The organism is Thermomonospora echinospora (assembly GCF_900108175.1).
GTDB lineage: Bacteria > Actinomycetota > Actinomycetes > Streptosporangiales > Streptosporangiaceae > Thermomonospora > Thermomonospora echinospora.
Genome location: NZ_FNVO01000002.1, coordinates 85,669 through 109,206, shown reverse-complemented (window position 1 = coordinate 109,206; position 23,538 = coordinate 85,669). Strand labels below are relative to the sequence as shown.

Sequence of the window (23,538 nt, the reverse complement as noted above, 5' to 3'; positions counted from 1 at the left end):
AGGTCGTCATCTGGACCGGGTGCGGTAGGAGCCGTACCGGCGCATGGCGCGGTCGGCCAGCCCGTACAGGCGCTTGTTCTCCAGGACGACGCGGCGTGCGCGGGCGACGGGGGCGTGCCGGGCCCAGTGCGCGGCGGCGCTGAGGGAGGGGCGGCGCACCACGCCCTCGCCCACCAGGATCTCGTGGCTCCTGAGCTCGCGCTTGTAGGGCCAGCCGGCGCTGGGCCCCAGGTCCAGCTCCTGGATGCCCGCCTTGGCGGCCTCCTCGGCCATGTGCAGATGCAGGATGATCCCGGGGGAGTACCTGGCGTACTCCGGGTCGTACACCGGGAACCAGGCGGACAGCGTGTGCCTGCTGCGCAGGCCGAAGTGCCCGGCCACCGGTTTGCCGCCCACGTACAGCATGGACAGGCAGCCGCCGAAGTCGTCCTCGTGCACCCCGTGCAGCAGGTCGGTCAGCTCCACCACCCAGGGGCGGGCGAAGCGGTCGGCGCGGCCCATGGCCTGGTACTGCTGGGACTTCCACTGCCGCACCAGGTCGAGCGCCGCGGTGCCGCGCACGTCGAAGTCGAACGTCACCTCGCCGACCTCACGGCCCAGCTTGCGCTCCTTGGTGCGGGTCTTGGCGAGCAGCTTGGAGCCCCGCTCCTTGAGCGTCTTGCCGTAGCCGTCGAAGCCGCCGCTCAAGTCCATGATCACCGTGCTGAGGGTCTTGGTGGTGCAGGGCTCGAACCACGGCTGGCCCTCGACCAGCGTCCCGTACTCCCACACGCCCAGCCCGCAGCCGCGCAGCAACTCGCGGGCGTCCAGCCGGTCCAGGTCGGGCGCGTGCACGATCCCCTGGCCCAGCGACAGCCAGCCGCCGATGGCCATGCCGGTCCCGCGCCCGGTCAGCTCGAACGGGAAGAAGCCCACCAGGTCGGGGCCGTCCTCCAGGACCGCGACCCGGGCGCCCCGCCGCGCTCCGCCGCCGAGCACCCGGTCGACGGCCAGCGCCCAGCCGGGGGACATGAACGGGTTGGCCAGCCGCGGCCGGGCGGCCTGCATCGCGCGCCAGGCGGCCAGTTCGGTGTTCCCCAGCTCGTGGGGACGGATAACGGTGATGTGCATCGGATCTGCCTCAGCGTGAGTTCCGGTCCAGCCAGCGGACCTCGTACGGAGCAAGGGTGATCTCGGTGTCGCCGACGTGGGTGTGCACCTGATGGCCGGAGGTGTTGACCGCCACGATCTTGCGCGGCTGGGCGAGCACCCGGACCCGGCGGGAGGAGGCCCGCACGTCGATCATCGGCGTCCCGGCCGGGAACCACTGGGCGAACGACTGGAGCACGCCCAGCATCCGGCCCGGGGTGCCGCCGTCCCGCACCGACGTGGTGACCCACAGACAGCCCTTGCAGGTGCGGTCGCCGTCCAGGGGGATCCGGTTCCAGTACAGCACCGTGGACACGCCCGCCCGGGCATAGTCGATCAGCGCGGCCGCGTGCATGGCGGCCCGTTTGTCCTCCGACCACGGGTCGCCGTGGGGCTCGATGTAGTACTCGTTCCACCAAATCGGCAGGTCGGTCCTGGCCCGCAGCCACTTGTTGATCGCCACGAACTTGTCCAGCGCGGTGACCTCGTCGGGGTGGACGTCCCTGTCGTCGCTGGCGGTCGGCCCGTCCACGGTGACGAAGTCCGCGCCGCGCTTGTGGGCCAGCCAGTACTCCACCGCGTCCAGCGCGATCTGGTCCACGCTGCCCCACTCGCCGCGCAGCGCCGACCCCGTGCCGCCCACATGGCTGTACATGGGGACGTACGGCCCGCCGACGTGGATGGCGGGGTTGACCGCCTTGAGGGCGTCGTAGACCTGGTTGTAGAGCTGGGTGTAGCCCTCGTGGTTCCAGCGGCCGTTCCTGCGGTCGTAGAAGCCCTTGAGCTCGTTCCAGACCGCGAAGTGCCGCACGTACGGGTAGCGGCGCGCCACGGTGGCGGCCAGCCGGGCGAAGTCGTCGTAGTGCTGCGGCAGCGGGGCGACCTCCAGCTTGCGCCAGTCGGTGTCGCCGGGCCGGCCGCCCTTCATCCAGTCGGGCGCGCAGCACAGCGTGATGACGGGGGTGCCGCCGGTCCGCCGGATGTAGTCCATCCGGCGATCCAGGGCGGTGAAGTCGTAGCGCCCCGGCACCGGCTCGGGGTTGTAGGCGCCCCAGCCCATGATGTGCTGGTTCTGGATCATCGGCCGGTCGTCCAGGGCCCGGGCCACCCGGGCGCTGGCGGGGCCGACGTCGGCGCTGCGGTCGGTGTGGGTGAAGCCCCAGACCGTCCAGGGCGCGCCGTAGGGGGCGCCGATCTTGCCGATCTCCTTGGGCGGCACCCGCACCGGCCTGTCCTCGCGCAGCAGCACGTAGGCGACCGTCCCGGCCAGGGCGAGGAGCGCGAGGAAGGCGACGGCGGCGAGCCACCGCCTCGGCCGGAGCCGGCCGGGCGGCGGCGGGGCGGGGGCGGGCCTGTGGTGTCCGACGGGGTTCATGGAGATCCTCAGCTCGGGAGCGAGAACGTGAAGGGCTGGCTCTTGACGCCGTTGTCGAAACTGGACCGCAGCGGAACGGGCTCGCCGACCGTGCGCAGCCCCGGCAGCCGGTCGAACAGCTCCCGGAACATGATCCGCAGCTCCATCCGCGCCAGGTTCGCCCCCAGGCACAGGTGGGGGCCGGGCCCGCCGAACCCCACGTGCGGGTTGGGGCTGCGGGTGATGTCGAAGGCGTCCGGGTCGGCGAAGGCCTCGGGATCGTGGTTGGCCGCCAGGTAGAACAGCACCACCTTGTCGCCGGCCTGGAACGGGTGTCCGTTGAGCACGTGGTCCCTGGTGAGGGTGCGGCGGAACTGGATGATGGGCGAGACATAGCGGACGATCTCCTCGATCGCCCCGCCGATCCGGCCGTCGAAGTCGGCCAGCAGCAGCTCGCGCTGGCCCGGGTTCTCGGTCAGCAGCCGCAGCCCGTGCGCCAGGGCGTTGCGGGTGGTCTCGTTGCCGGCCACCAGCAGCAGGTCGAAGAAGGACCCCAGCTCCCGCACCGTCAGCCGCTCACCGTCGACGTTCGCGTTCACCAGCGCGGACACCAGGTCGCCGGTGGGCCGCTCGCGGCGGGCCCGGCCGAGCCTGGCCACCAGCCGGTGCAGGTCCGCGATCGCCCGCAGGTTGCCGGCCAGCAGCCGCAGCGTCCGCGGGCTGGTCAGCGAGCCGCGCACCCCGGCGTACTCGGTCATGGCGTCGATCCGCCGCAGCACGTACGGGCGGGTCCGCTCGGGGATGCCCATCATCGCGCAGATGACGTTGATGGGCAGCCGCGCGGCCACCTGCCCGACGAAGTCGCGGGGGCCCTCGGCGAGCACCTCGTCGACGATGCGGGTGGCGGTGGCCTGGACGTCGGCCTCGATCCTGGCCAGCATCCGGGGGCTGAACGCCCGCGAGACGATCCGGCGCAGCCGCACGTGCCGCGGATCGTCCATGTTGATCATCGGGGTGCCCAACAGCACCGCCAGCCAGGGCGGCGGCTCGGGCGAGGTCGCCGCCGGCTCGCTGCTGAAGGTCCCGGCGTCCCGGCTGGCGGCCACCACGTCGGCGTGCCGGACCAGCGCGTGGAAACCCTGGCCGCCGCGCACGAAAGGGATGCGGGGCTCGGGAAAGAACACCGGGGCGCCCATCTCCCGGAGCCGGGCGAAATCGGCGAGACGCTCTTTTTCCGGGCGGTCCCAGAAGGACATGCTCACCAGGTCGATATCGGCGACGGCGGGATGCAGGGCCACGCTTTCTCCAACGGGTCGCAGGTCAGGGACGGCCGAACCTGCGGTCACGTTAGTCCCCGCCATGGCGCCCGGCGGGGATCGCGCGCGGGGCTATACCGGTTGGAACGCCCTTCATGGAGAAGGTGCTCGGACCGTTTCCCCGGCATAACTCCACCGTGAGAAAATCCTTACCGAGCAATGGAACGTGACCGCACGGACCGCGGTGAGGGGTCGCGCCGACGCGGGTCCGTGCGGCCACGGCTCAGGTCACCCGGATTGCCGCAGCCGTACTCCTGCATAACCCTGGTGAAACCGGTATCTATCGTCCCGGTGGCACCGGTGGCACCGGTGGCCCGATCCGCCCCCACGCCCGGATCGGACCGGCCGGGCCCGGCCGGTCAGCCCTCCTCCAGGCTCCGGCGGGCCTGCTCCACCAGCAGTTCCCGCAGCCCGGACGAGTCGTCGGCCGCCACCGTCATCGCGTATCCCGCCTGGAGCTGGGCGTCGGTGAGGTCGCCGCTCCGGGTCGCGTACCAGCGGCCCGCGTCGCTGCGCCAGACGAGCCACCCGGGGAACTCCTCCTCAATCGCAGCCTTGAGGTCCTCGAAGTCCCCCATCCAGGACGTCCTTCCGCAAAGAATCATTTCTGTATACAAATGTGAGGGGACGGCATGCAGGCGTCAAGCTGTCCGTAAGAGGACCGTCCCCAGGGGGATAGCGCCGGATCGGAGGTGGAGCCCTGGTGCAGGACCGCCCGGCCTACCTCCGGATAGCCGGTGAACTGCGCGAACAGATCCGCCGGGGCGACTACCCGCCCGGCTCGCGGCTGCCCACCCTCGCCCGGCTCTGTCAGACCCACGGCGTCTCGGAGATCGTCGTCCGCCAGGCCGTCGCCCTGCTGCGCGGCGAGGGACTGGTGGAGACCCGGCGCGGCGGCGGGACCGTCGTGCGGGTCCGCCCCGCCGCCCGCCGCCTCGCCATGTCCCGCTACCGCAACGACCCCCCGGCGGCCGCCCCCGCCACCTCGTTCACCCGCGACCAGCGCATCGGCTGGAACGAGTACCGCCTCGACAAGACCTTCACCCGCGTCCGCGCCGACCCCCACCTGGCGTCGCTGTTCGAACTGCCCGCAGGCACCGAGCTGCTGCGCCGCCGCTTCGTCTTCCACTCCCGCGGCGAGCCCCAGCAGATCTCCGTCAGCTACCTGCCCTGGTCCCTGGTCGAGGGCACCCCGGTCGCCGACCCCGCCCGCGAGCCCTGGCCCGGCGGCACCCCCGCCCAGCTCGCCTCCCTGGGCCGCCCCGTCACCCGCGTCGAGGAGTCCGTCCAGGCCCGCATGCCCACCCCCGAGGAGGTCGAGACCCTGCGCATCACCGCCGGCGTCCCCGTCCTGACCATCACCCGCCGCATGTTCTCCGGCGACCGCCCCTACGAGGTCTGCCGCGACATCGTCATCCCCGCCGACCGCGTCACCCTCGACTACTCCATCGACCTGTGACCCGGCCCCGGCGCCGGACCGTCACGCCATGATCATCCGCCCTGGCCGCAACCGTGGCCGGGACCGGTCACCTCGCCCGGGATGGCACGATGTGCCACTCCGTAGCACGCTGGAGGGGATACTGGGAACATGGCCGCGCGACCAGAGATCACTCAGCGCGATCTCCGTAACAGGTCCAAGGAGATCATGGACGCCGTCGAGAATGGACAGGCGTTCACCGTCACCCGCGACGGGCATCAGATCGCGGAGCTGGTTCCGCTGCGTCGGCGGCGCCGGTTCGTTCCGCGCGAGGAGTTCGCCGCCATGTCCCGTAACGCGCCGACGATCGACCTGGACGCCTTCCGTGCCGACCAGGAGGCCACGGCCGACTACGAGACGGCGGATCCCTATGAGCGCTGACCGTCATGCTCAGGGATTGCTCGACACCAACATCGTGATCTTGCGTCGGTGGATCGATCCCGCGGAACTCCCCGATGAGATGGCGATCAGCGCCATCACGCTCGCCGAGCTGTCGGCCGGGCCGCACGAGGTCCGCCGCAACGACGAACAGGCCGACTATGAGGAGCACGCCGAGCGGGCGCGGCGGCTCGACGTGCTCCAGCGGGCCGAGAACGAGTTCGATCCGATCCCCTTCGGCGCCGAGGCGGCCAGGATCTATGGCAGTGTGACGGCGGGAGTGATCGCCGCCGGCCGCAAGCCGCGTCGTAGAGCCGTCGATCTGATGATCGCTTCGGTGGCCATCGCCGAGGGACTGCCGTTGTTCACCACCAATCCGGACGACTACCGCGGGTTGGAGGAACTGGCGACCATCGTCCCCGTCACCCGTCCGCAGGTGCTGCACGGGGGTTCCGGCCGTCCCTGACAAAGGCCGGGTCAGGGCTGGAAGAGCCAGTCGTCCTCCTCGGCGGGTGGGGTGGGGCGGCCGGTGGCGCGGTGGGTGAGGGCGACGTCCAGGGCGACCAGGAGGAGGCAGATCGCCAGGACGGCGGCGACGCCGCCGCGGGGTGACCACAGGTCCAGGGACAGCATCACCTGGGCCACCGTGGTGTTGACGACGAACGTCATTGTGCCGGACACGATCGCGCGGGCCGCCGGAGTGAGCCGGGCCAGTAGCGGCCAGGTGGCCAGGGCGGGGCCGGTGAGCAGGAAGAACAGCGTCAGCAGGCCCGCGGGCGAGGAGGCGGCGCCGAGGACGGTGAGGACGGCTCCGGCCAGGCCCGCGGCCGCGGCCGCGCCGACGAGGAGCATGCGGGTGGACGGCATCAGCCCGATCCCAACGTGTGGAAGCGTTCGAGGACGACGAAGACGCTCAGGGCGAACAGGGGCCAGACGACGTAGCCGAAGCCGCGCGGCACCGGAAGGCGGTCCCGGCCGTGCAGGCGGGCGATCTCCCGGGTGGCCAGCAGCGCGACGAGCAGGACGGTGGCCAGGACCCCCACCGGGGTCCAGGGCGTCTTGCCCACGGTGAACGGCAGGGGCCGGGTCACCTTCGGCGGAGTGCCGGCCGTCGGCTTGCGCAGGGTGAAGACGGCCGCGTCCTCGTGCAACAGGACGGGCTTCAGCTCGGGCGCGGCGCGCAGCGCCCTGACCAGGCGAGGCCCGTGGTCCGCCGGGAGGCCCAGCACATAGTGGTTGAGGGCCTCGTTGCTCCGGGTGGTGAGGAAGTAGCTGCCCGGCCGGACCTTGAGGGCGTCCACGATCGGCTTGATGTTCTCCGGCTCGCGGGTGGCCTCCAGCTCGACGTAGTCCCAGCGTTCCTGGGCGGCCATCCCCCACGGCGCCTGCGGGAACGAGCCCATGGGGCCCTTTCGGCCGATCTGCCACACCAGGCTGATGCGGCCTTCGGGGGACAGCCGCAGCATCTCCCGGAAGGCCTGCACCTCGCCGGGGCGGACCCGTTCGTAGGTCTCGTTGCCGAACCGGACGAACAAGAACGATCCGGCGACCAGCAGGCCGCACACGGCGGCGGCCGCCACGGCGCGGAACGGGCGGGCGACGGTGAACGCGCGCGGGAAGAACAGGTAGGCGGCGAGCAGGCAGGCGCCCGGCAGGATGAACAGGTAGACCCGCAGGGTGATCTCACCGCCGTAGTTCTGCAGCCCGATGGACAGGAACGGCACGCACAGCAGCACTACCGCCACCCGGTCGTCGAACCGCTGGCGCCACCGTCGGCACAGGCCCAGGACGGCCAGCAGCACGACCGCCACGGCGATCAGGATGCGGGTCTGCTGGACCAGCGCCAGTTGCGCGCTGCTCTCGGTGATCCGCCCGCTGACGCTCGACCCCAAGGTCTCGAAGAGGTTGCCGATGCCCGAGAACAGGCTGTCACCCTGGCCCTCCCAGTACGCCTTGGTCATGTAGCTCATCCAGGCGGCGGTCAGCACGACCATCAGGAGCGGCAGCCACCGCAGGGTGCAGCGCCCCACTAGCACCAGGGCGGTGGCGGTGAACAGCATGATGAACGGGGTGAGCTGGTGGGCGGCCAGCGTGACCGCCACGATGCCCAGCAGGATCGCGAACACCGCCGTCCGCTCGCCCGGCCCTGGCTGCCCCATCAGCAGCCGTTCGCCCGGCGTCAGGCCCGCCAGGCGCGGTGGCCACAGGCGCAGCAGGGGATTGCGGGTCTCCTCATCGCGGGCGGGCATGAACCAGTTGAGCAGGATGCCCAGGAACACCAGATACAGCAGGTATCCGAAGCCCTGCGGCGCGAAGTAGTCCTGTCCCACCCAGTCGGCGGCCACCAGCAGCCAGGCGGCCGTCCACTTGGCCCGCCAGTGGGCCCACATCGCCCGCAGGATCAGGTAGTAGGCCCCCAGGTAGAGCAGCTCCAGCCCCACCGGAGACCAGTGCATGAACGGTTCGATGTCCTCGATGCCGGCGGCCCGGGTGATGAAGCCGACCGCGGCGAAGAACGCCGGCCAGCTGTAGCGGGCATCCAGCATGACGTGGGGCTCGCCGGTACGGGTGATGTACTCGACGATCCCCAGGTGCTGCCAGGCCGTCGGCGGACGGGCCATCGCCTCCAGCGCCGGAGCGAGCCCGTGCAGGGCGAGCACCAGCGCCACGAGCTGTAAGCCGAGCAGCGTCCGCCGCGGCCTGCCGAGCGCCAGGGTGCCGAAGAACGTCAGCACCAGGGTGGCGGCGCCGACGAAAGTGGCCACGGGGAGCACGGAGATGAGCCCGTAACCGCTCATCGCGTCCAGGTTCACCCCGCGCAGCGGCACCCAGTACAGGGCCAGACCTGCCGTGAAGCAGATCGCCAGGACCAGTTCGGCCCGGCGGGCGGGAGCGGACGGCCGAGGGGCGGGGAACGTCTCGGCCCCCTGCTCCTCGGTGCCCGGGCCCGCGGTCTTCTCGCGCAGGACCGTCATCACGTACCGCCCCCCGCCATCACCGGTGCGCCGGACGCGCCCGGGGCGCAGGCACGGCGCAGGGCCGGCAGGATCGCGACGGCGACCATCAAGTTCACTCCGAGCACGACCATCCCGATCGTCGTCAGACGGGTTCCGTGGAACAGCAACGGCACCAGCGCGAGCACCCCCAGGAGCCGGACGCCCTGGACGGTCGCGATCAGCCGGGTCTGCGACCGCACCCGCAGCACGCCCACGTACAGTTCGATCACCGCCTTGGGCAGGACGGCGATGGCCAGCAACTGCAGCAGCGGTGCCCCCTGCGCGGCGTACCCGGGCCCCAGCAGCTTCAGCGCGACCGGGCAGGCCACCACGGCCAGCACCACCGCAGGAAGCATGAGCATGAACGTGCGCCGCAGCGCGGCCCGGGTGGAGGCGGCCAGCGCCGACGGGTCGAACGCCCCCTCCACGGTCAGCGACAGCGACAGGGTCATCGCCAGCAGTTCGAGCATCATGCCCAACGCCCAGGCCATTTGGAAGTAAGCGTTGAGCGCGTCGTCGTGCAGGCGCGACGTCACCACCACCGGAATCAGGCTGATCGAGGCGTACTGGAAGATGCCGCCGAGGTAGCCGCCGCCGAAGTAGCGCACGATCTCCCGGCAGGTGGTCCGGTCGCCGCGGCCGTGGCCGCGCTCGCGGTGCCGGGGGATCAGCCGCCCGAACAGGAACGCGTTGACCGGCACCAGCGCCACCAGCATCGGGACGAACCACGACAGCACGATCCCGTTCTGGGGATGCAGCGTCAGCGCCAGCAGCGCCAGCAGCGCCAGCTTGGCCACCCCGAACGTCAGGTTGACCACCGGCACCCAGGTGGCGTGCCGCAGCCCGGTGAACACCGCCTCCTGCTGGTTGAACAGATTCCACCCCACCGCCAGCAGCAGGAACCACGTGCCCGCGGTCCAGCCGTCCAGATGCCCGTACACGGGCGCTCGTGACGGCACCACCAGCAGGAAGGCCAGCGCCAGCAGCAGGGCGGCCGCCGCGCCAATCCCGTAGCAGGCCAGCACCAGCCGCCCGGTCCCGCCGGCGGTCTGCGGGACGAACCTGATCAGCAGGAAGTTGAGCATGGTCACGCCACCGACGAACATGATCGCCTGGATGGTGGCCCAGTTGCGGCCGACGGCCGCGGGATCGTCGTGGTAGAGCAGCGCGCCCAGCGTCCAGTAGGCCAGCCCCAGCATTCCGGTGAACGCCCCGTTGGCGACCAGCGCGTAGGCGTTGCGGAACAGCGGGTCGGCCATGTCGCCGCGGACTCCGCTGATCACGGCCTGGACGGGGTTCCGCCCGCCTTTCAGGCCGGCCCGTGCCACCGCCCTCATGACCCCGCCTGCCGGACCGCGTACCGCAGCCTGCGCACGACCGCGTACCCCTTGGTCAGCACGCGGTCGAACGCGTAGGTGCGCAGCACCCCATCGCCTTCGACCAGTCTCGCGAAGGTCCCGAGATCCATGCCCTGGCGCACGGTCAGCCGGGGCAGGGCGAGCACGTGCTCGTCACGGGGCAGCCGGTTGGCGACCGCGCACGCGGAGGTGTAACCCGCGCGGGCGGCGGCGCGCCGCACCCGGGCGCTGGAGTAGCCGTAGGGGTAGGCCATCGTGGTGACCGGACGGTCCAGCCGGTCCTCTAACAGGCCCTTGTTCCTGGTCAGCTCGTCGTCCAGGGCCGCGTCGGGAAGCTGGTCGAGCTGCGGGTGACTGTGGCTGTGGCCACCGATCTCGATCCCGTGCGCGGCCGCCTCCCGGACCTGCGGCCACGACAGCATCCGGTCCAGCGGCGCACCGGCCGCCTGTGTCCCGGCGTCGGCCAGCCAGCCGGTCGTGACGAAGACCGTCGCGGCGAAACCCAGCCCATCCAGCACCGGCAGCGCCCGCTCATGAAAGTCGGCGTACCCGTCGTCGAAGGTGATCACTACCGGCCTGGCGGGCAGCCGCCCGGGACGGTCGGCCAGCGTCGAGACGGGAACGGGCGTGAAGCCGCGGTCCGCCAGCAGCGCCATCTGGTCGGCGAAGGCGCCCGGATCCACCGCCAGCCGCCTGGTGGCCCGCAGCGGACGCGCGTTGACCGAGTGGTACATCAGCACCGGCACCCGAGGACGGCTCACCGCTGTGCCCCCACCATGGCCGGCTCCTCGGAACGGCGCACGCCGGACGCCGACCCGACCCCGTAGCCCCAGACGGTCCAGGCCAGCCCGACCGTGATGGCGGCGGCCCGCCCGAGCCCGGCGGCGTCGCCGCGCACCGCCGCCCGCAGTCCCCGGGCGACCCCGCGCGGCAGGGTCCGCAGCGCATGGGCGCGTTCGCTGGCCAGCCCGTCCCCGGTGCCGACGCTCCGGGTGACCAGGGCCTTCGACAGCCCCTCGGCGTAGCAGCGCTCCCGGAAGTAGGCGAAGCGGGCCCGCTCGGCCGGGACCCGGTGCCAGATCACGGCCTCCTCGTCGTACACCAGTTCCGAGCGCGGGCTGCGCTGCCGTAACCGGATGCAGAACTCGGTCTCCTCGCAGCCCAGCGGCCGCCGGTGGTGACTGCGGCCGATGCCGTCGGCGAACCCGCCGGCCACCGCGAACACCTCCCGCCGGAACGAGGCGTTGCCGCCCATCAGGTTGCGGATCGGCCCCGGGACCATCCCCCGGTAGGTGCAGCCGACCGTCCAGTCGAACTCCTCGGGGAACCAGGCGGGCCGCCGCCCGGCCTCGGCGGGCTCGCCGCCCTCCAGCAGTCGGTGCCCGTACCGCAGTTCGGCGGAGGAGGGCGAGCCCGGCCACAGCGCCAGGGTGCGGCCCCCGACCCCGGCGACGGCCGGATCGTCGTAGTGCTTGGCGAACGCGGCCAGCCAGCCGGGCGCGGCCACCGCGTCGTCGTCCAGGAACGCCACCACGTCCCCGCGGGCCACCGCGACGCCGGTGTTCTTGCCGCCCGACAGCCCGCGCCGCTCGGCGTTGGCCACCACGGTCACCTCGGGCAGCGAGGCGGCCAGCCGTTGCAGCAGGTCCGGGTTGTGGTCGACGACCAGGATGATCTCGTACGGCCGGTGCCGCTGGGCGCGCACCGATGCCACCGCGGCGTGCACATCGTCCCACCGCCGCTCGGTGTAGGCGCAGATGACGACCGAGATGTTCACATTCGCCCCGTCCGGGCCGGGCGCAGCCGGGCGTAGGTCCGCAACGCCCGGTCCGCGAGGTCGTACAGCCTGCGGTTGCCGAGGGCGGCGGTGCGCGCCCGGTTCAGCGGGGCGGTGCGCACCCAGTGCAGCGCGGCACCCCCGCCGTGGCGTGACAGCGGCAGAGCCACCCGCCCCTCGGCGATCGGGATCTCGCGGCCCTTGAGCCCCTCCTTGAACTCCTTGCCGCCGCGGCCCATCGCGATCTCGGTGATGCCGGCCTCGGCGCAGCCCTGCGCCAGCCGCAGATGCCCGATCATGCCGGGCGAGTACTTGGCGAACCGGGTGTCGTAGGCGGGGAACCAGCCCGCCATCACCGCCCCGTCGCGCAGCCCGAAGTGCGCCGACACCGGCCGCTGCCCCGCGTACAGGATGCTGAGCACGCCGAAGCCGGTCCGGTGGAAGTGCCGCACCAGTTCCACGATCCACGGCCGGGCGAACCGGTCGGTGCGGCCGGTCCGGTTGTACTGGTCGGACTTCCAGGCCATCAGCCGGGTCAGCTCGGCCTCGTCCCGGCAGTCGAAGACGTAGCCGATCTCGCCGACCTCGCGGGCGAGCTTGCGCTCCTTGTAGCGGACGGTCTTGTGGGTCTTGGGCGCGGCGTTGCGCGCCTCGGTGATGAACGCCTCGAAGCCGTCCCTCAGGTCCATGACCGGCTCCACCCGGCGCACCGTGTGGAACGGGGCGAAGGCGGACTGGTGGGCCAGCAGGTGGTTGAAGTCCCAGACGCCGAGCCGGCACTCCTTCAGCAGCCGCCGGGCGTCCAGCTCCAGGTCGGGCGGGGCGATGATGCCCTGCAGGTCGGTCAGCCCGAACCCCACCGGATGGCCGATCCCCGCGCGGCCCCGCTCGTAGGGGAAGAACGCGGTGACCTTGTCGCCCTCCTCGACGACCGCCACCCGCACCCGCGGGCGGAACCGGGCGACGCCTAAGGTGAACTCCGGGGCCAGGAACGGATTGCCGAGCTCGGGGTCGGTCTGCTGGATCTCCCGCCAGCGGGCGATCTCGGACGCGCCGAGCTCGGCCGGGCGGATCACGGTGATCTTCAACGGTCCGGCCCTCACTCCGCGGTGCTCAGCGCCGGCAGCGGCTCGGCGGGGGCGGGCTCGGCGGGGCGTTCCAGCGGCCCCCCGAAACGCAGCCGGACCATCGTGCGCAGCACCCGCCAGCCGTCCCGGAAGGTGTTGAGGTTGGACTCGCCGAACCGGCGCTCGGTCTCGTGGCTGGGCACCTCGGCGATCCGCAGTCCGGCGCGGACCGCGTTCACGCACATCTCGGTCTCGATCTCGAACCCGGTCGACTCCAGGCACAGCCGCGGCACGGCGGCGCGCCGCAGCGCGACATAGCCGTAGCACAGGTCCGACCAGTTCTGGCCGTACAACACGTTGGCCAGGCGGGTGAGCACCCGGTTGCCGACGCTGCGCAGCCCGGTCAGATCGTCCGAGCCGCCCCCGCAGCCGTACCGGGTGCCCTTGACGAAGTCGAACCCCCGGCACAGCAGGGCCAGGAACGAGTCGAACTCGGCCGGGTCCATGCTGCCGTCGGCGTCCAGCATGATGAGCAGGTCGCCGGTCGCCGCGGCCATCCCGGCGCGCATCGCCGCGCCCTTGCCGGCCGGCGGCTCAACGATGATCTTCGCGTCCGGCCGGACGGCCAGCACCACCTCGACGGTGCCGTCGGTGGACTGGCCGTCCACGATGACGACCTCGTCCACCGCGGTCAGCCGCGGCATGAGCCAGCGCAGGTTGTCGGCCTCGTTGAGGGTCGGGATCACGGCGGTGACCGTGGGCCACTGAACGCGCCGGCCGGTCAGCTCCAACGGGTGGCGCTGACCGGGCGCGGGAGCGCTCCGGGGGCCGGCGGGGTGGCCCACCACGGGGTGGTGGGCCTCGGGACTCCCCGGAGCCTGGGGGAGGCTTGTCCCGTTGGACGGCTGCTGCGGCGATGTTTCGGTGGTGCGCACTGAACACTCCCTTATGTGAGGCAGGGCTGGATACGTGCCTGGTGCCGGTCACCAGGCAAGGGTTGGAACAACACTGCAAAGGGGGGGTTCAGAAAAGCCGTGGATCAGGTGGTCAGATAAGGCAGCGACCCCAGCGGAACGTGCAGCCACGTCGGCCGGTTATGGGCTTCGTAACGCACCTCGTACACCGCCTTGTCGAGTTCGAACGCGCGCAACAGCACGCGGTGGGCGTCCGGATCGGGACCGCCGCCCTCCGCGTACCCGCGGCAGAAGGCGCCGCGGTTGTGGTCGGCCCACTCGCGGGCCCGGGACTCCAGCAGCCCGGTCGTCCCGGCGTCCTCGCCCCGCGCGGCGGCCGGCTCATGGTGCCCGGCGAGCAGGAAGCGCGCCGCGTACTCGAAGGAGCGCAACATTCCCGCCACATCCCGCAGGGGATGTGCCGGGGCCTGCCGCTCGGCCAGCGTGCGGGCCGGTTCGCCCTCGAAGTCCAGCAACACCCACCCCCGATCGGTGCGCATCACCTGGCCCAGGTGATAGTCGCCGTGAATCCGCTGCACCGGGACGGGCCGTCCCAGCTCGGCCAGGTCCTTGTAGACCGACCTGATCGACTCGGCGTACGCCGCCAGCTCCGGGACCTCGGCGCAGGCCGTGTCCAGTTGCTCGGTCATCCTGGCGGCGACGGCCCGCAGCGCCTGCGCCGGGACCTCGCGGACCCCGAACGCCTCGGCCAGGTCGCGGTGCACCGAGGCGGTCGCCGTGCCGAGCCGCTCGGCCTCGGCCGCGAAGTCGCCCCCCGCCTGGTCGGCGGGCAGGTCCGAGTCGCTGCCGTACAGGTCCCGGACACTGGTGGTGGCCAACTGCCAGCCGTCGGAGGCGGTGCGCAGGAACTCCGAGAGCATCCCCACCGTGGCCCGCTGCTCGCCGCCCTCGCCCTCGCCGGGGACGGTCATCTCCGCCCAGCCGTACAGCCGGGGGATGTGCCGGCAGCCCCGCTCCGACAGCGCCAGGTTCAGCTCCAGGTCCGGGTTCACGCCGGGCGTGATCCGGCGGAACATCTTGTAGATGTAGGCGTCGCCGAACACCAGCGAGGTGTTGCTCTGCTCGGCGGTGCCCGCCAGCGAGACCAGTCCGGTCTCGATCACCGCCCCCGGCGCCCGGCGGAAGCTCAGCGGTCCCAGATCCATCTGCTCGGCCAGGCACTCCAGCAGCACTGCGGTCAACTGCGGGTCGTGCGCGGCGTCGTAGACGTGCATCCCGTCCAGCGCCAGGATCTCGGCGTACCGCAGCCGGTCCGGCAGCCGGGCGCGGAACCCCAGCAGCAGCTGGTAAAGGTCGCGCACCCCATCCTGCCGTACCTCGACGAGGGCATGCCGCAACTGCGGACCGTCCTCGGCCGGCCCCGTCATGTCGGTGCCGGTGACGATCTCGACCCCGGTGATCGCTCTGCCCTTCCCCGCGAACCAGCGCTGCCGGGGAAGCCAGCCGATCAGGGCCTGTTCGATCGAGCGGTCGGGCGGCCGCACGGATCACCTCACCTCGTCTCCTTCATGGGGGGTCGTCGGGGGGTCGGGCCGCTCGCGGACAGGGTGCGCCGGGACCTCCGGCTCGACGGCCTGCTCGCCCGGCGGCGTCACCGGGGGCGGCAGGACGAACCAGTAGAAGCCGTGACCCGGCAGGGTGAGCAGGTAGGGCAGCTCGCCGATCGCCGGGAACTGCACCCCGCCCATGCACTCCACCGGAGTGGAGCCCTCGAAGCGGCGCAGGTCCAGCTCCACGGGCTGCGGGAAACGGGACAGGTTGTTGACGCACAGCACCCGGTCGTCGCCGTACTCGCGTACGAACGCCAGGACGCTGGGGTTGGAGGCGGGCAGCTCCACGTAGGTGCCCAGCCCGAACACCGGATGCCGCTTGCGGATCTCGATCATCTTCCGCGTCCAGTGCAGCAGCGAGCCGGAGTTCTTCTGCTGGGCCTCCACGTTGACCGCCTGGTACCCGTAGATCGGGTCCATGATCAGCGGCAGGTAGAGCCGGGCCGGGTCGCACCGGGAGAAGCCGGCGTTGCGGTCCGGGGTCCACTGCATCGGGGTGCGCACCCCGTCGCGGTCGCCCAGCCAGATGTTGTCGCCCATGCCGATCTCGTCGCCGTAGTAGATCACCGGGGAGCCCGGCAGCGACAGCAGCAGCGCGGTGAACAGCTCCAGCTGGTTGCGGTCGTTGTCCAGCAGCGGGGCCAGCCGGCGGCGGATCCCGATGTTGGCCTTCATCCGGGGATCCTTGGCGTACTCGGTGTACATGTAGTCGCGCTCTTCGTCGGTGACCATCTCGAGCGTCAGCTCGTCGTGGTTGCGCAGGAAGATGCCCCACTGGCAGTGCTCGGGAATCTTGGGGGTCTGCGCCATGATCTCCGAGATGGGGTAGCGCTGCTCGCGCCGCACCGCCATGAAGATCCGCGGCATCACCGGGAAGTGGAACGCCATGTGGCACTCGTCGCCGCCGGTGGCCGGGTCGCCGAAGTACTCCACCACGTCGGCGGGCCACTGGTTGGCCTCGGCCAGCAGCACCCGGTCGGGGTAGAGCCGGTCGACCTCGGCCCGCACCCGCTTGAGGTAGGCGTGGGTCTCGGGCAGGTTCTCGCAGTTGGTGCCCTCACGGGCGTACAGGTACGGCACCGCGTCCAGCCGGAACCCGTCGATGCCCAGGTCCAGCCAGAACCGCAGCACCTCCAGCATCGCCTCCTGCACCGCCGGGTTGTCGTAGTTCAGGTCCGGCTGGTGGGAGAAGAAGCGGTGCCAGTAGTACTGGCCGCGCACCGGGTCGTAGGTCCAGTTGGAGGCCTCGGTGTCGACGAAGATGATCCGCGCGTCGGAGTACTTGTCGTCGGTGTCGGACCACATGTAGAAGTCGCCGTACGGCCCCTCCGGGTCGGACCGCGACGCCTGGAACCAGGGATGCTGGTCGCTGGTGTGGTTCATCACCAGGTCGGCGATGACCCGGATGCCCCGCCGGTGCGCCTCGTCGATCAGTTCCACGAAGTCGCCCAGGTCGCCGAACTCCGGCAGGATCCGGGTGTAGTCGCTGATGTCGTAGCCGCCGTCGCGCAGCGGCGAGGCGTAGATCGGCAGCAGCCAGATGCAGTCGATGCCCAGCCACTGCAGGTAGTCCAGCCGCTGGATCAGGCCGCGCAGGTCGCCGGTGCCGTCCTCGTTGGAGTCGGTGAACCCCCGGATCAGCACCTCGTAGAAGACGGCGTGCTTGTACCAGTACGGGTCGCGGGGCTTGTCGTGGGTGAAGGTGTCGGGGATCGGCTCCCCGGCCAACTGCACCGCGTCGGACGGCACGTCGCCGAAGGTCTCGGCGGCGTGCGCTGTACTGTCCTGGATCTGCTCGTCCAGGTCGCTGCGCTCCTCCGGCATCACTCCGGAGGACGGGGTCTCGGTCAACTCTTACTGCTCCGGAGCGTGAAGATGTGGGCGGGCCGGACATGCGGGTCGAGGCGCACGTAGTTGGACTGGCGCCACTCGTAGGTCTCACCGGACAGTTCGTCGGTGACGGCGAACTGGTCCGGCCAGTCCAGGCCGAGGGCCGGCATGTCGAGGTAGACGGTGGCCTCGCGGACCTGGTGGGGATTGAGGTTGACGACGACCAGCACCACGTCGTCGCCCAGCCGTTTGGAGAAGCAGATCAGCTCGTGCTGGTCCACGTCGTGGAAGCGCAGGTTGCGTAGCCGGTGCAGGGCGGGATGCTCGCGGCGGAAGGCGTTCAGCCGGGTGATCAGCGGGGCGATGCTGCGGCCCTCCCGCTCGGCCGCGGCCCAGTCCCGGGGCCGGTACTGGTACTTCTCCGAGTCGCGGTACTCCTCGCTGCCCGGCCGGACGGGGGTGCTCTCGATCAGCTCGTACCCCGAGTAGACACCCCAGGTGGGCGAGAGCGTCGCGGCCAGGACCGCGCGGATCTCGAAGGCGGGCCGCCCCCCGTGCACCAGGTACTCGTTGAGGATGTCCGGGGTGTTGACGAACACGTTGGGCCGCATGTGGACCGCCGCGTCCCCGGCCAGCTCGCGAAAGTACTCCTCCAGCTCGTGCCGGGAGTTCTTCCAGGTGAAGTAGGTGTAGGACTGGTGGAAGCCGGCCTTGGCCAGGGTGTGCATCATGGCCGGTCGGGTGAACGCCTCGGCCAGGAACAGCACGTCCGGATCGGTCCTGGCGAAGTCGGCCAGCAGCCGTTCCCAGAACGGCACCGGCTTGGTGTGCGGGTTGTCCACCCGGAAGATCCGCACCCCGTGCGCCATCCAGTGCCGCACCACCCGTTTGACCTCCTGGTAGAGGCCCTCCGGGTCGTTGTCGAAGTTCAGCGGATAGATGTCCTGGTACTTCTTCGGCGGGTTCTCGGCGTAGGCGATGGTGCCGTCGGCGCGGTGGGTGAACCACTCCGGATGTTCGGTGACCCACGGGTGGTCGGGCGAGCACTGCAGCGCCAGGTCGAGCGCGACCTCCAGGCCCAGGTCGCCGGCGCAGGAGACGAACGCGTCAAAGTCCTCGATGGTGCCCAGCTCGGGGTGCACGGCGTCGTGTCCGCCGTCGGGCGAGCCGATCGCCCACGGCGAGCCGGGATCGTACGGGCCGGCGTCCAGGGTGTTGTTGGGGCCCTTGCGGAAGGTGCGCCCGATGGGGTGGATCGGTGGCAGGTACACCACGTCGAAGCCCATGTCCGCGATGGCCGGCAGGCGTTTCATGGCGGTCCGGAACGTTCCGGACGTGGGCCCGCGGCGCCCCATCGGGTCGAACGTCGCCCCCTCCGAGCGCGGGAAGAACTCGTACCAGGAGCCGTACAGGGCACGCTCGCGGTGCACCGCCAGGGGGAGCCACTCGGTGACGGTGACCAGCTCGCGCAGCGGATAGCGGGCCAGCAGGTCGGTGATGTCGGGCGCCAGCGCCGCCTCCAGGCGCTCGCGGCGGGGGATGGTCGGGTCGGCCAGGTCGCGGGCCAGCCGGGCCGCCGGCGGGCGCTCGTGCGAGGGCATCTGCTCGGCGGCCCGCGCGAACAGCCGGGCGCCCTCGGTGAACATCAGCTCCACGTCCTGGCCGCGCGGGATCTTGATCTGCGCGTCGTGCCGCCAGTGCGCGACGGGATCGCCCCAGGCCTCGATCCGGAAGCTCCAGGCGCCCGGCTCGGTCGGGGTGACCTCGGCGGCCATCCGGTCGGTGCCCGGCTCGACCTCGTGCATGGGCATCGGGGGGGAGACCGCGCCCAGCGGATCGCGCAGCACCACCCCGGCCCCGAGCTTCTCGTGGCCCTCCCGGAACACCGTGGCGCTGACCTCGAAGGTCTCCCCGACCACCGCCTTGGCGGGCCAGCGGCCGCAGGCCACCAGCGGCCGGACGTCCACGATCGGGATCCGGCCGATCACGGTGGCGGGCGCCGGGGACTGCCTTCGGGAGGTCGGATGGTCCTGGGGCAAGTTCTGATCCCTCGCTGTCTGCTCGTCGACCCGCATACCTCACCACTTACCTGTTCTTTGCCGCCAAAACGGAACAATCGCCCTGGCGGACGTCATCCAGAGGTGACATGCCCGCGTACGGGCCTGTACCGCTCTGCCGGTTCCGTTAACTTTCGGCAACGTCTTGCGCGCGTGTCGCCAAGGTAAGGAGTGCCTGGCCCCAGGAGGCGGTATCCGCGCGGTGAAGCCCGTGGCACGCCAGGCGGGGACGCCGCGGGCCGGATCGCCCGCTGCCACGGGGCGCGGCCGCCCATGAACGATCTACGACGGCAGTGTTCGGTAACCTCCGGGACCCTCCGGCCGGGTCAGGGTCGCGGGTTGCCGCTCACAGCACATACGGTGACTAGGCGTGAAGGCAATCCGACGACTCACCGTCCGCACCGTCCTGCCGGAACCGTTGCGCGGCCTGGAGGAGCTGGTCCTCAACCTGCGCTGGTCCTGGCACGAAGAAACGCTGGACCTGTTCCGTTCGGTGGACCCCGGGCTGTGGGAGTCGGCCCGGCAGGACCCGGTCCGGCTGCTCGGCGAGGTGTCCGCGGCCCGGCTGGCGGCGCTGGCCGACGACCGCCGTTTCCTGCGCCGGCTCGACGCCGCCCTCGACGACCTGCGGGACTACCTGACCGCGCCGCGCTGGTACCAGTCCCAGGACGCCGCCGGCGGACCGCAATCCATCGCCTACTTCTCACCCGAGTACGGCCTGACCGCCGCGCTGCCGCAGTACTCCGGCGGCCTGGGCATCCTGGCCGGCGACCACCTCAAGACCGCCAGCGACCTTGGCGTGCCGATCATCGGGGTGGGGCTGCTGTACCGGCACGGCTACTTCTCCCAGTCGCTGTCGCCGGACGGCTGGCAACTGGAGCACTACCCGGCTGTCGACCCCAACGGGCTGCCGCTCACCCTGCTGCGCGATCCCGGCGCCGATGGCGACCCGGTACGGGTCGCCATCGGGCTGCCCGAGGGCCGTACCCTCACCGCCCAGGTCTGGGTGGCCCAGGTCGGGCGGGTGCCGCTGCTGCTGCTGGACTCCGACGTGGAGGAGAACGACCAGGCCGCGCGGGACGTCACCGACCGGCTCTACGGCGGCGGCACCGACCACCGGCTGCTGCAGGAGATGCTGCTGGGCATCGGCGGCGTGCGGGCCATCCGCGCCTACTGCCGGATCAGCGGGCAGCCCGAGCCCGAGGTCTTCCACACCAACGAGGGCCACGCGGGCTTTCTCGGCCTGGAGCGCATCCGCGAACTCGTCGACGAGCACGGCCTGTCGTTCGACGAGGCGCTGGAGGCGGTCCGCGCCGGAACCGTGTTCACCACGCACACGCCCGTCCCGGCCGGCATCGACCGCTTCCCCCGGGAACTGATCCACAAGCACTTCGGCGGCTCGGCCGGCACCTCCAGCGTGCCCGTCGACCGGGTGCTGGCCCTCGGCGAGGAGAACTACGAGGACGGCGACCGCACCGTGTTCAACATGGCCGTCATGGGCATGCGGCTCGGCCAGCGGGTCAACGGGGTCTCCCGGCTGCACGGCGTGGTCAGCCGGGAGATGTTCGGCGGCCTGTGGGGCGGCTTCGACCTCGACGAGGTGCCCATCGGCTCGATCACCAACGGGGTGCACGCCGAGACCTGGGTGGCCCGCGAGGTGCTGGACCTGGTGGCGCGGGAGACCCCCGCGGCCATGCCGGGGCACGGCTGGGAGAGCGCGCTGGACGTCCCCGAGCACGAGATCTGGCGGGCGCGCCGGACGCTGCGCGAACGGCTCGTCCTGGACGCCCGCCGCAGGCTGCGCGAGTCCTGGCGGCAGCGGGGCGCCTCCGAGGCCGAGATGTCGTGGATCGCCGACGCCCTCGACCCCGACGTGCTGACCATCGGCTTCGCCCGCCGGGTGCCGTCCTACAAGCGGCTGACCCTGATGATGCGCGACCCGGAGCGGTTGCGCGCGCTGCTGCTGGACCCCGAGCGGCCGGTGCAGATCGTCATCGCCGGCAAGGCGCATCCCGCCGACGAGGGCGGCAAGCGGCTGATCCAGGACATCGTCCGGTTCGCCGACTCCGAGGACGTGCGGCACCGCATCGTCTTCCTGCCCGACTACGACATAGCACTCGGCCAGATGATGGTGGCCGGCTGCGACGTGTGGATGAACAACCCGCTGCGCCCGCTGGAGGCGTGCGGCACCTCTGGGATGAAGGCGGCCCTCAACGGCGGGCTCAACCTGTCCATCCGGGATGGCTGGTGGGACGAGTGGTACGACGGCCAGAACGGCTGGGCGATCCCGTCCGCCGACGGCCTGTCCGACCCCGACCGCCGCGACCAGCTCGAAGCGGCCGCGCTGTACGAGCTGATCGCCGAACACGTCTCGGTCATGTTCTACGACCGTGACGGCGCCGGGCTGCCCCGCCGCTGGCTGGAGATGGTCAAGCACACCCTGGCCACCCTCGGCCCCAAGGTGGTATCCACCCGCATGCTGCGCGACTACGTCCGGCAGCTGTACACCCCGGCCGCGCGCTCGGCCCGCGCCATGGCGGCCGACGACTACGCCGGGGCGCGCCAGCTGGCCGCCTGGAAGCAGCGGGTGGTCAAGGCCTGGCCGGGCGTCGCGGTCGACCACGTCGAGTCGGCCGGCGAGGAGAGCCCGCACGTCGGCCAGGAACTGGTGGTCCGCGCGGTGGTCAACCTGGGCGAGCTGAACCCCGCCGACGTGGCGGTGGAGGCCGTCTACGGGCGGGTGGACGAGTCCGACGCGATCGTCTCCCCGTCCTACCGGGAGCTGCCCGCCGGCGAGGCCGAGAACAGTCGGGTCCGCTATGTCGGCGAGGTCCCTCTCGACCGCACCGGCCCGTTCGGCTACAGCGTCCGCGTGGTGCCCCAGCACCCGCTGCTGGCCAGCCGTACCGAGCTGGGACTGGTCGCGCTGCCGCCCGCCCCCATGGGGATGACCAACGGCGACCTGCGCTGAGACCTGCCGGGCGGGAGGGCCGGTTTTCCCGCCCCTCCCGCCCGGCGACGGCCGGAGCCTCCCCGCAGCCTGGACGCGGTCCCTGGTCATGTCGCCCGGTCATGTCGCCCGGTCGTGTCGACCGGCTGTGCATCCCGGTCGTGTCGGCCGGTCGTGCAGCCCGGTCGTGTCACCCGGGCGGGGTGAGCGGCACGGCGCGGTTCTGTGATCGATCGGCCGCCGTCGCGCGGCCGGCCGGTCCCGCTTCCGTTCGCCCCCGGTCAGCGGGGCGGTGCCGGCGGCTTCGCCACGCCCAGGGCCTTGAGTGCGCAGTTCACCAGGTCGGCCCCGGTGACCTGGACGTCGCCCGCTTCGCTGGTGTGCAGGCCGTCCTTCGCCTGTGGGCACTGCTGAATGATCTTCGCCTTGAGCCGGGCCGCCTCCTGCTGCGAGCAGTTCGACAGGACGAGCCTGGCGACGCGCCCGTTCTCGGTCCTGATCGCGGCCTTCGCGCAGAGGCGACCGTCGGGGGGCGCCTGGCCGCCGCGGGAGACGGTGACGGCCGGCGCGGGCGGGGCGGTGCTCGGCGCGGAGGCGACCTGGCCGGCGTGCTCGGCGGGCTGGGGCGCCACCCAGGCGGTGCCGACGGCGACCGCCGCGGTGACCGAGGCCGCCGCCAGGGCGGCGCCGCCCGCCCGCCGCCTGCGCCGGATGCGGCGCCCGCGCCGCTCGGCGCGCTCGGCCAGACCGGACGGGACCGGCCGGTCCACACTGTGCTCGTCCAGCACCTCGCGCAGCCGCTCTTCGATCGGTGTCAAGTCAGGTCCTTTCTCGTACGGGCGCGACCGCGAGGTCGGCGCGGAGTTTGGCCAGAGCCCGGCTGATGTGGCCGCGCACCGTCCCCGGCGAGCAGCCGAGGATCTCGGCGATGGCGGTGTGCTCCAGGTCGGCGAAGTAGCGCAGCACCACCGCCGCCCGCTCCCGCCTGCCCAGCCGGCCGAGGGCGTCCCACAGCAGGTCACGGTCCTCGACCTGGCTGGTGAGGGGGCCTGGTGGCACGGACGGTTCGGGCAGCCGCTCGGTCGGCACCTCACCGCGCCAGCGCCGCCGCCACCACGAGACATGGGTGTTGGTCAGGATCCGGTAGACGTACGGGTCGGGGTCGTCGCCGACCCGGTCCCAGGCCAGCCACGCCTTGGTCAGCACCGTCTGCACCAGGTCCTCGGCCGTCGCCCAGTCACGGCACAACAGGTAGGCGGTGCGCAGCAACCGCTCCGACCTGGCCGCCACGTACTGCCCGAACTCGGCTCTGTCCGCCATCCCACA

Annotated in this window: 20 protein-coding genes; 4 read left to right on the top strand and 16 right to left on the bottom strand. The window is 71.7% G+C overall.

Features of this window, described 5'->3' with window-relative positions:
* Positions 1–6: 6 nt before the first annotated feature.
* The 4 genes from C4U03_RS04650 to C4U03_RS04635 form a co-directional block, all read right to left on the bottom strand.
* Complete coding sequence (locus tag C4U03_RS04650; protein WP_103936402.1) at positions 7–1,110, bottom strand: GNAT family N-acetyltransferase; 1,104 nt, start codon at positions 1,108–1,110, stop codon at positions 7–9.
* Between the two features lie 10 nt (positions 1,111–1,120).
* Positions 1,121–2,503, bottom strand: a complete 1,383-nt coding sequence (locus C4U03_RS04645) for a GH39 family glycosyl hydrolase (RefSeq protein WP_103936401.1) — start codon at positions 2,501–2,503, stop codon at positions 1,121–1,123.
* An 8-nt stretch (positions 2,504–2,511) separates the two neighbouring features.
* Positions 2,512–3,738 (bottom strand): cytochrome P450, encoded by a 1,227-nt coding sequence (locus C4U03_RS04640; RefSeq protein WP_407701411.1) that lies wholly within the window; start codon positions 3,736–3,738, stop codon positions 2,512–2,514.
* Positions 3,739–4,157: 419 nt separating this feature from the next.
* Positions 4,158–4,376: a hypothetical protein gene (locus C4U03_RS04635; RefSeq protein WP_103936399.1), complete on the bottom strand. Its 219-nt coding sequence runs from the start codon at positions 4,374–4,376 to the stop codon at positions 4,158–4,160.
* A gap of 125 nt (positions 4,377–4,501) precedes the next feature.
* Between C4U03_RS04635 and C4U03_RS04630 the strand changes: the two genes are divergently transcribed.
* The 3 genes from C4U03_RS04630 (at position 4,502) to C4U03_RS04620 (ending at position 6,119) form a co-directional block, all read left to right on the top strand.
* Positions 4,502–5,257 (top strand): GntR family transcriptional regulator, encoded by a 756-nt coding sequence (locus tag C4U03_RS04630; protein WP_103936398.1) that lies wholly within the window; start codon positions 4,502–4,504, stop codon positions 5,255–5,257.
* Positions 5,258–5,386: 129 nt separating this feature from the next.
* Complete coding sequence (locus tag C4U03_RS04625; protein ID WP_103936397.1) at positions 5,387–5,656, top strand: type II toxin-antitoxin system Phd/YefM family antitoxin; 270 nt, start codon at positions 5,387–5,389, stop codon at positions 5,654–5,656.
* Complete coding sequence (locus C4U03_RS04620; protein ID WP_103936396.1) at positions 5,646–6,119, top strand: type II toxin-antitoxin system VapC family toxin; 474 nt, start codon at positions 5,646–5,648, stop codon at positions 6,117–6,119. The genes C4U03_RS04625 and C4U03_RS04620 overlap by 11 nt, the downstream gene beginning before the upstream one ends.
* Positions 6,120–6,130: 11 nt before the next feature.
* Here the strand turns inward: C4U03_RS04620 and C4U03_RS04615 are convergent, their stop codons facing one another.
* The 10 genes from C4U03_RS04615 to C4U03_RS04570 form a co-directional block, all read right to left on the bottom strand.
* On the bottom strand, positions 6,131–6,520 hold the full coding sequence (locus tag C4U03_RS04615) for a hypothetical protein (RefSeq protein WP_103936395.1): 390 nt from the start codon (positions 6,518–6,520) through the stop codon (positions 6,131–6,133).
* Positions 6,520–8,628, bottom strand: a complete 2,109-nt coding sequence (locus C4U03_RS04610) for a hypothetical protein (RefSeq protein WP_103936394.1) — start codon at positions 8,626–8,628, stop codon at positions 6,520–6,522. Before C4U03_RS04610 ends, C4U03_RS04615 begins: the two co-directional genes overlap by 1 nt.
* A complete protein-coding gene (locus tag C4U03_RS04605; protein ID WP_146087255.1) occupies positions 8,628–9,932 on the bottom strand; it encodes a polysaccharide biosynthesis protein in 1,305 nt (434 codons plus the stop codon). Before C4U03_RS04605 ends, C4U03_RS04610 begins: the two co-directional genes overlap by 1 nt.
* Before the next feature lie 50 nt (positions 9,933–9,982).
* Positions 9,983–10,768: a polysaccharide deacetylase family protein gene (locus tag C4U03_RS04600; RefSeq protein ID WP_103936392.1), complete on the bottom strand. Its 786-nt coding sequence runs from the start codon at positions 10,766–10,768 to the stop codon at positions 9,983–9,985.
* Entirely contained in the window at positions 10,765–11,784 is a 1,020-nt protein-coding gene (locus C4U03_RS04595; protein WP_103936391.1) for a glycosyltransferase family 2 protein, read from the bottom strand. Before C4U03_RS04595 ends, C4U03_RS04600 begins: the two co-directional genes overlap by 4 nt.
* Positions 11,781–12,872: a GNAT family N-acetyltransferase gene (locus C4U03_RS04590; RefSeq protein ID WP_103936390.1), complete on the bottom strand. Its 1,092-nt coding sequence runs from the start codon at positions 12,870–12,872 to the stop codon at positions 11,781–11,783. Before C4U03_RS04590 ends, C4U03_RS04595 begins: the two co-directional genes overlap by 4 nt.
* Positions 12,873–12,883: 11 nt before the next feature.
* The gene (locus C4U03_RS04585; RefSeq protein WP_235017640.1) at positions 12,884–13,597 is read right to left on the bottom strand and encodes a glycosyltransferase family 2 protein; all 714 of its coding nucleotides are present in this window, start codon (positions 13,595–13,597) and stop codon (positions 12,884–12,886) included.
* Positions 13,598–13,890: 293 nt separating this feature from the next.
* Positions 13,891–15,309 carry a maltokinase N-terminal cap-like domain-containing protein gene (locus tag C4U03_RS04580; protein WP_103936388.1) on the bottom strand — a complete coding sequence of 473 codons (1,419 nt, stop codon included), beginning with the start codon at positions 15,307–15,309 and terminating at the stop codon, positions 13,891–13,893.
* A 3-nt stretch (positions 15,310–15,312) separates the two neighbouring features.
* Entirely contained in the window at positions 15,313–17,199 is a 1,887-nt protein-coding gene (gene treS, locus C4U03_RS04575) for a maltose alpha-D-glucosyltransferase (protein WP_407701410.1), read from the bottom strand.
* A gap of 23 nt (positions 17,200–17,222) precedes the next feature.
* Positions 17,223–19,193 (bottom strand): alpha-1,4-glucan--maltose-1-phosphate maltosyltransferase, encoded by a 1,971-nt coding sequence (locus C4U03_RS04570; RefSeq protein ID WP_200827094.1) that lies wholly within the window; start codon positions 19,191–19,193, stop codon positions 17,223–17,225.
* A gap of 439 nt (positions 19,194–19,632) precedes the next feature.
* Here C4U03_RS04570 and glgP point away from each other — a divergent pair, with 439 nt between their 5' ends.
* Positions 19,633–22,233, top strand: a complete 2,601-nt coding sequence (gene glgP, locus C4U03_RS04565) for an alpha-glucan family phosphorylase (protein WP_103936387.1) — start codon at positions 19,633–19,635, stop codon at positions 22,231–22,233.
* A 260-nt stretch (positions 22,234–22,493) separates the two neighbouring features.
* Here the strand turns inward: glgP and C4U03_RS04560 are convergent, their stop codons facing one another.
* Positions 22,494–23,030, bottom strand: coding sequence for a hypothetical protein (locus C4U03_RS04560; protein WP_103936386.1), 537 nt, complete (start codon positions 23,028–23,030; stop codon positions 22,494–22,496).
* A 1-nt stretch (position 23,031) separates the two neighbouring features.
* Positions 23,032–23,532, bottom strand: a complete 501-nt coding sequence (locus C4U03_RS04555) for a SigE family RNA polymerase sigma factor (RefSeq protein ID WP_103936385.1) — start codon at positions 23,530–23,532, stop codon at positions 23,032–23,034.
* Positions 23,533–23,538 lie beyond the last annotated feature (6 nt).

Bases quoted from the DNA above. Each gene is read 5' to 3' on its own strand.
- C4U03_RS04650 (WP_103936402.1), bottom strand. From the start codon at position 1,110: ATGCACATCACCGTTATCCGTCCCCACGAGCTGGGGAACACCGAACTG.
- C4U03_RS04645 (WP_103936401.1), bottom strand. From the start codon at position 2,503: ATGAACCCCGTCGGACACCACAGGCCCGCCCCCGCCCCGCCGCCGCCC.
- C4U03_RS04640 (WP_407701411.1), bottom strand. From the start codon at position 3,738: ATGTCCTTCTGGGACCGCCCGGAAAAAGAGCGTCTCGCCGATTTCGCC.
- C4U03_RS04635 (WP_103936399.1), bottom strand. From the start codon at position 4,376: ATGGGGGACTTCGAGGACCTCAAGGCTGCGATTGAGGAGGAGTTCCCC.
- C4U03_RS04625 (WP_103936397.1), top strand. From the start codon at position 5,387: ATGGCCGCGCGACCAGAGATCACTCAGCGCGATCTCCGTAACAGGTCC.
- C4U03_RS04620 (WP_103936396.1), top strand. From the start codon at position 5,646: ATGAGCGCTGACCGTCATGCTCAGGGATTGCTCGACACCAACATCGTG.
- C4U03_RS04615 (WP_103936395.1), bottom strand. From the start codon at position 6,520: ATGCCGTCCACCCGCATGCTCCTCGTCGGCGCGGCCGCGGCCGCGGGC.
- C4U03_RS04610 (WP_103936394.1), bottom strand. From the start codon at position 8,628: ATGACGGTCCTGCGCGAGAAGACCGCGGGCCCGGGCACCGAGGAGCAG.
- treS (WP_407701410.1), bottom strand. From the start codon at position 17,199: ATGCCGGAGGAGCGCAGCGACCTGGACGAGCAGATCCAGGACAGTACA.
- C4U03_RS04555 (WP_103936385.1), bottom strand. From the start codon at position 23,532: ATGGCGGACAGAGCCGAGTTCGGGCAGTACGTGGCGGCCAGGTCGGAG.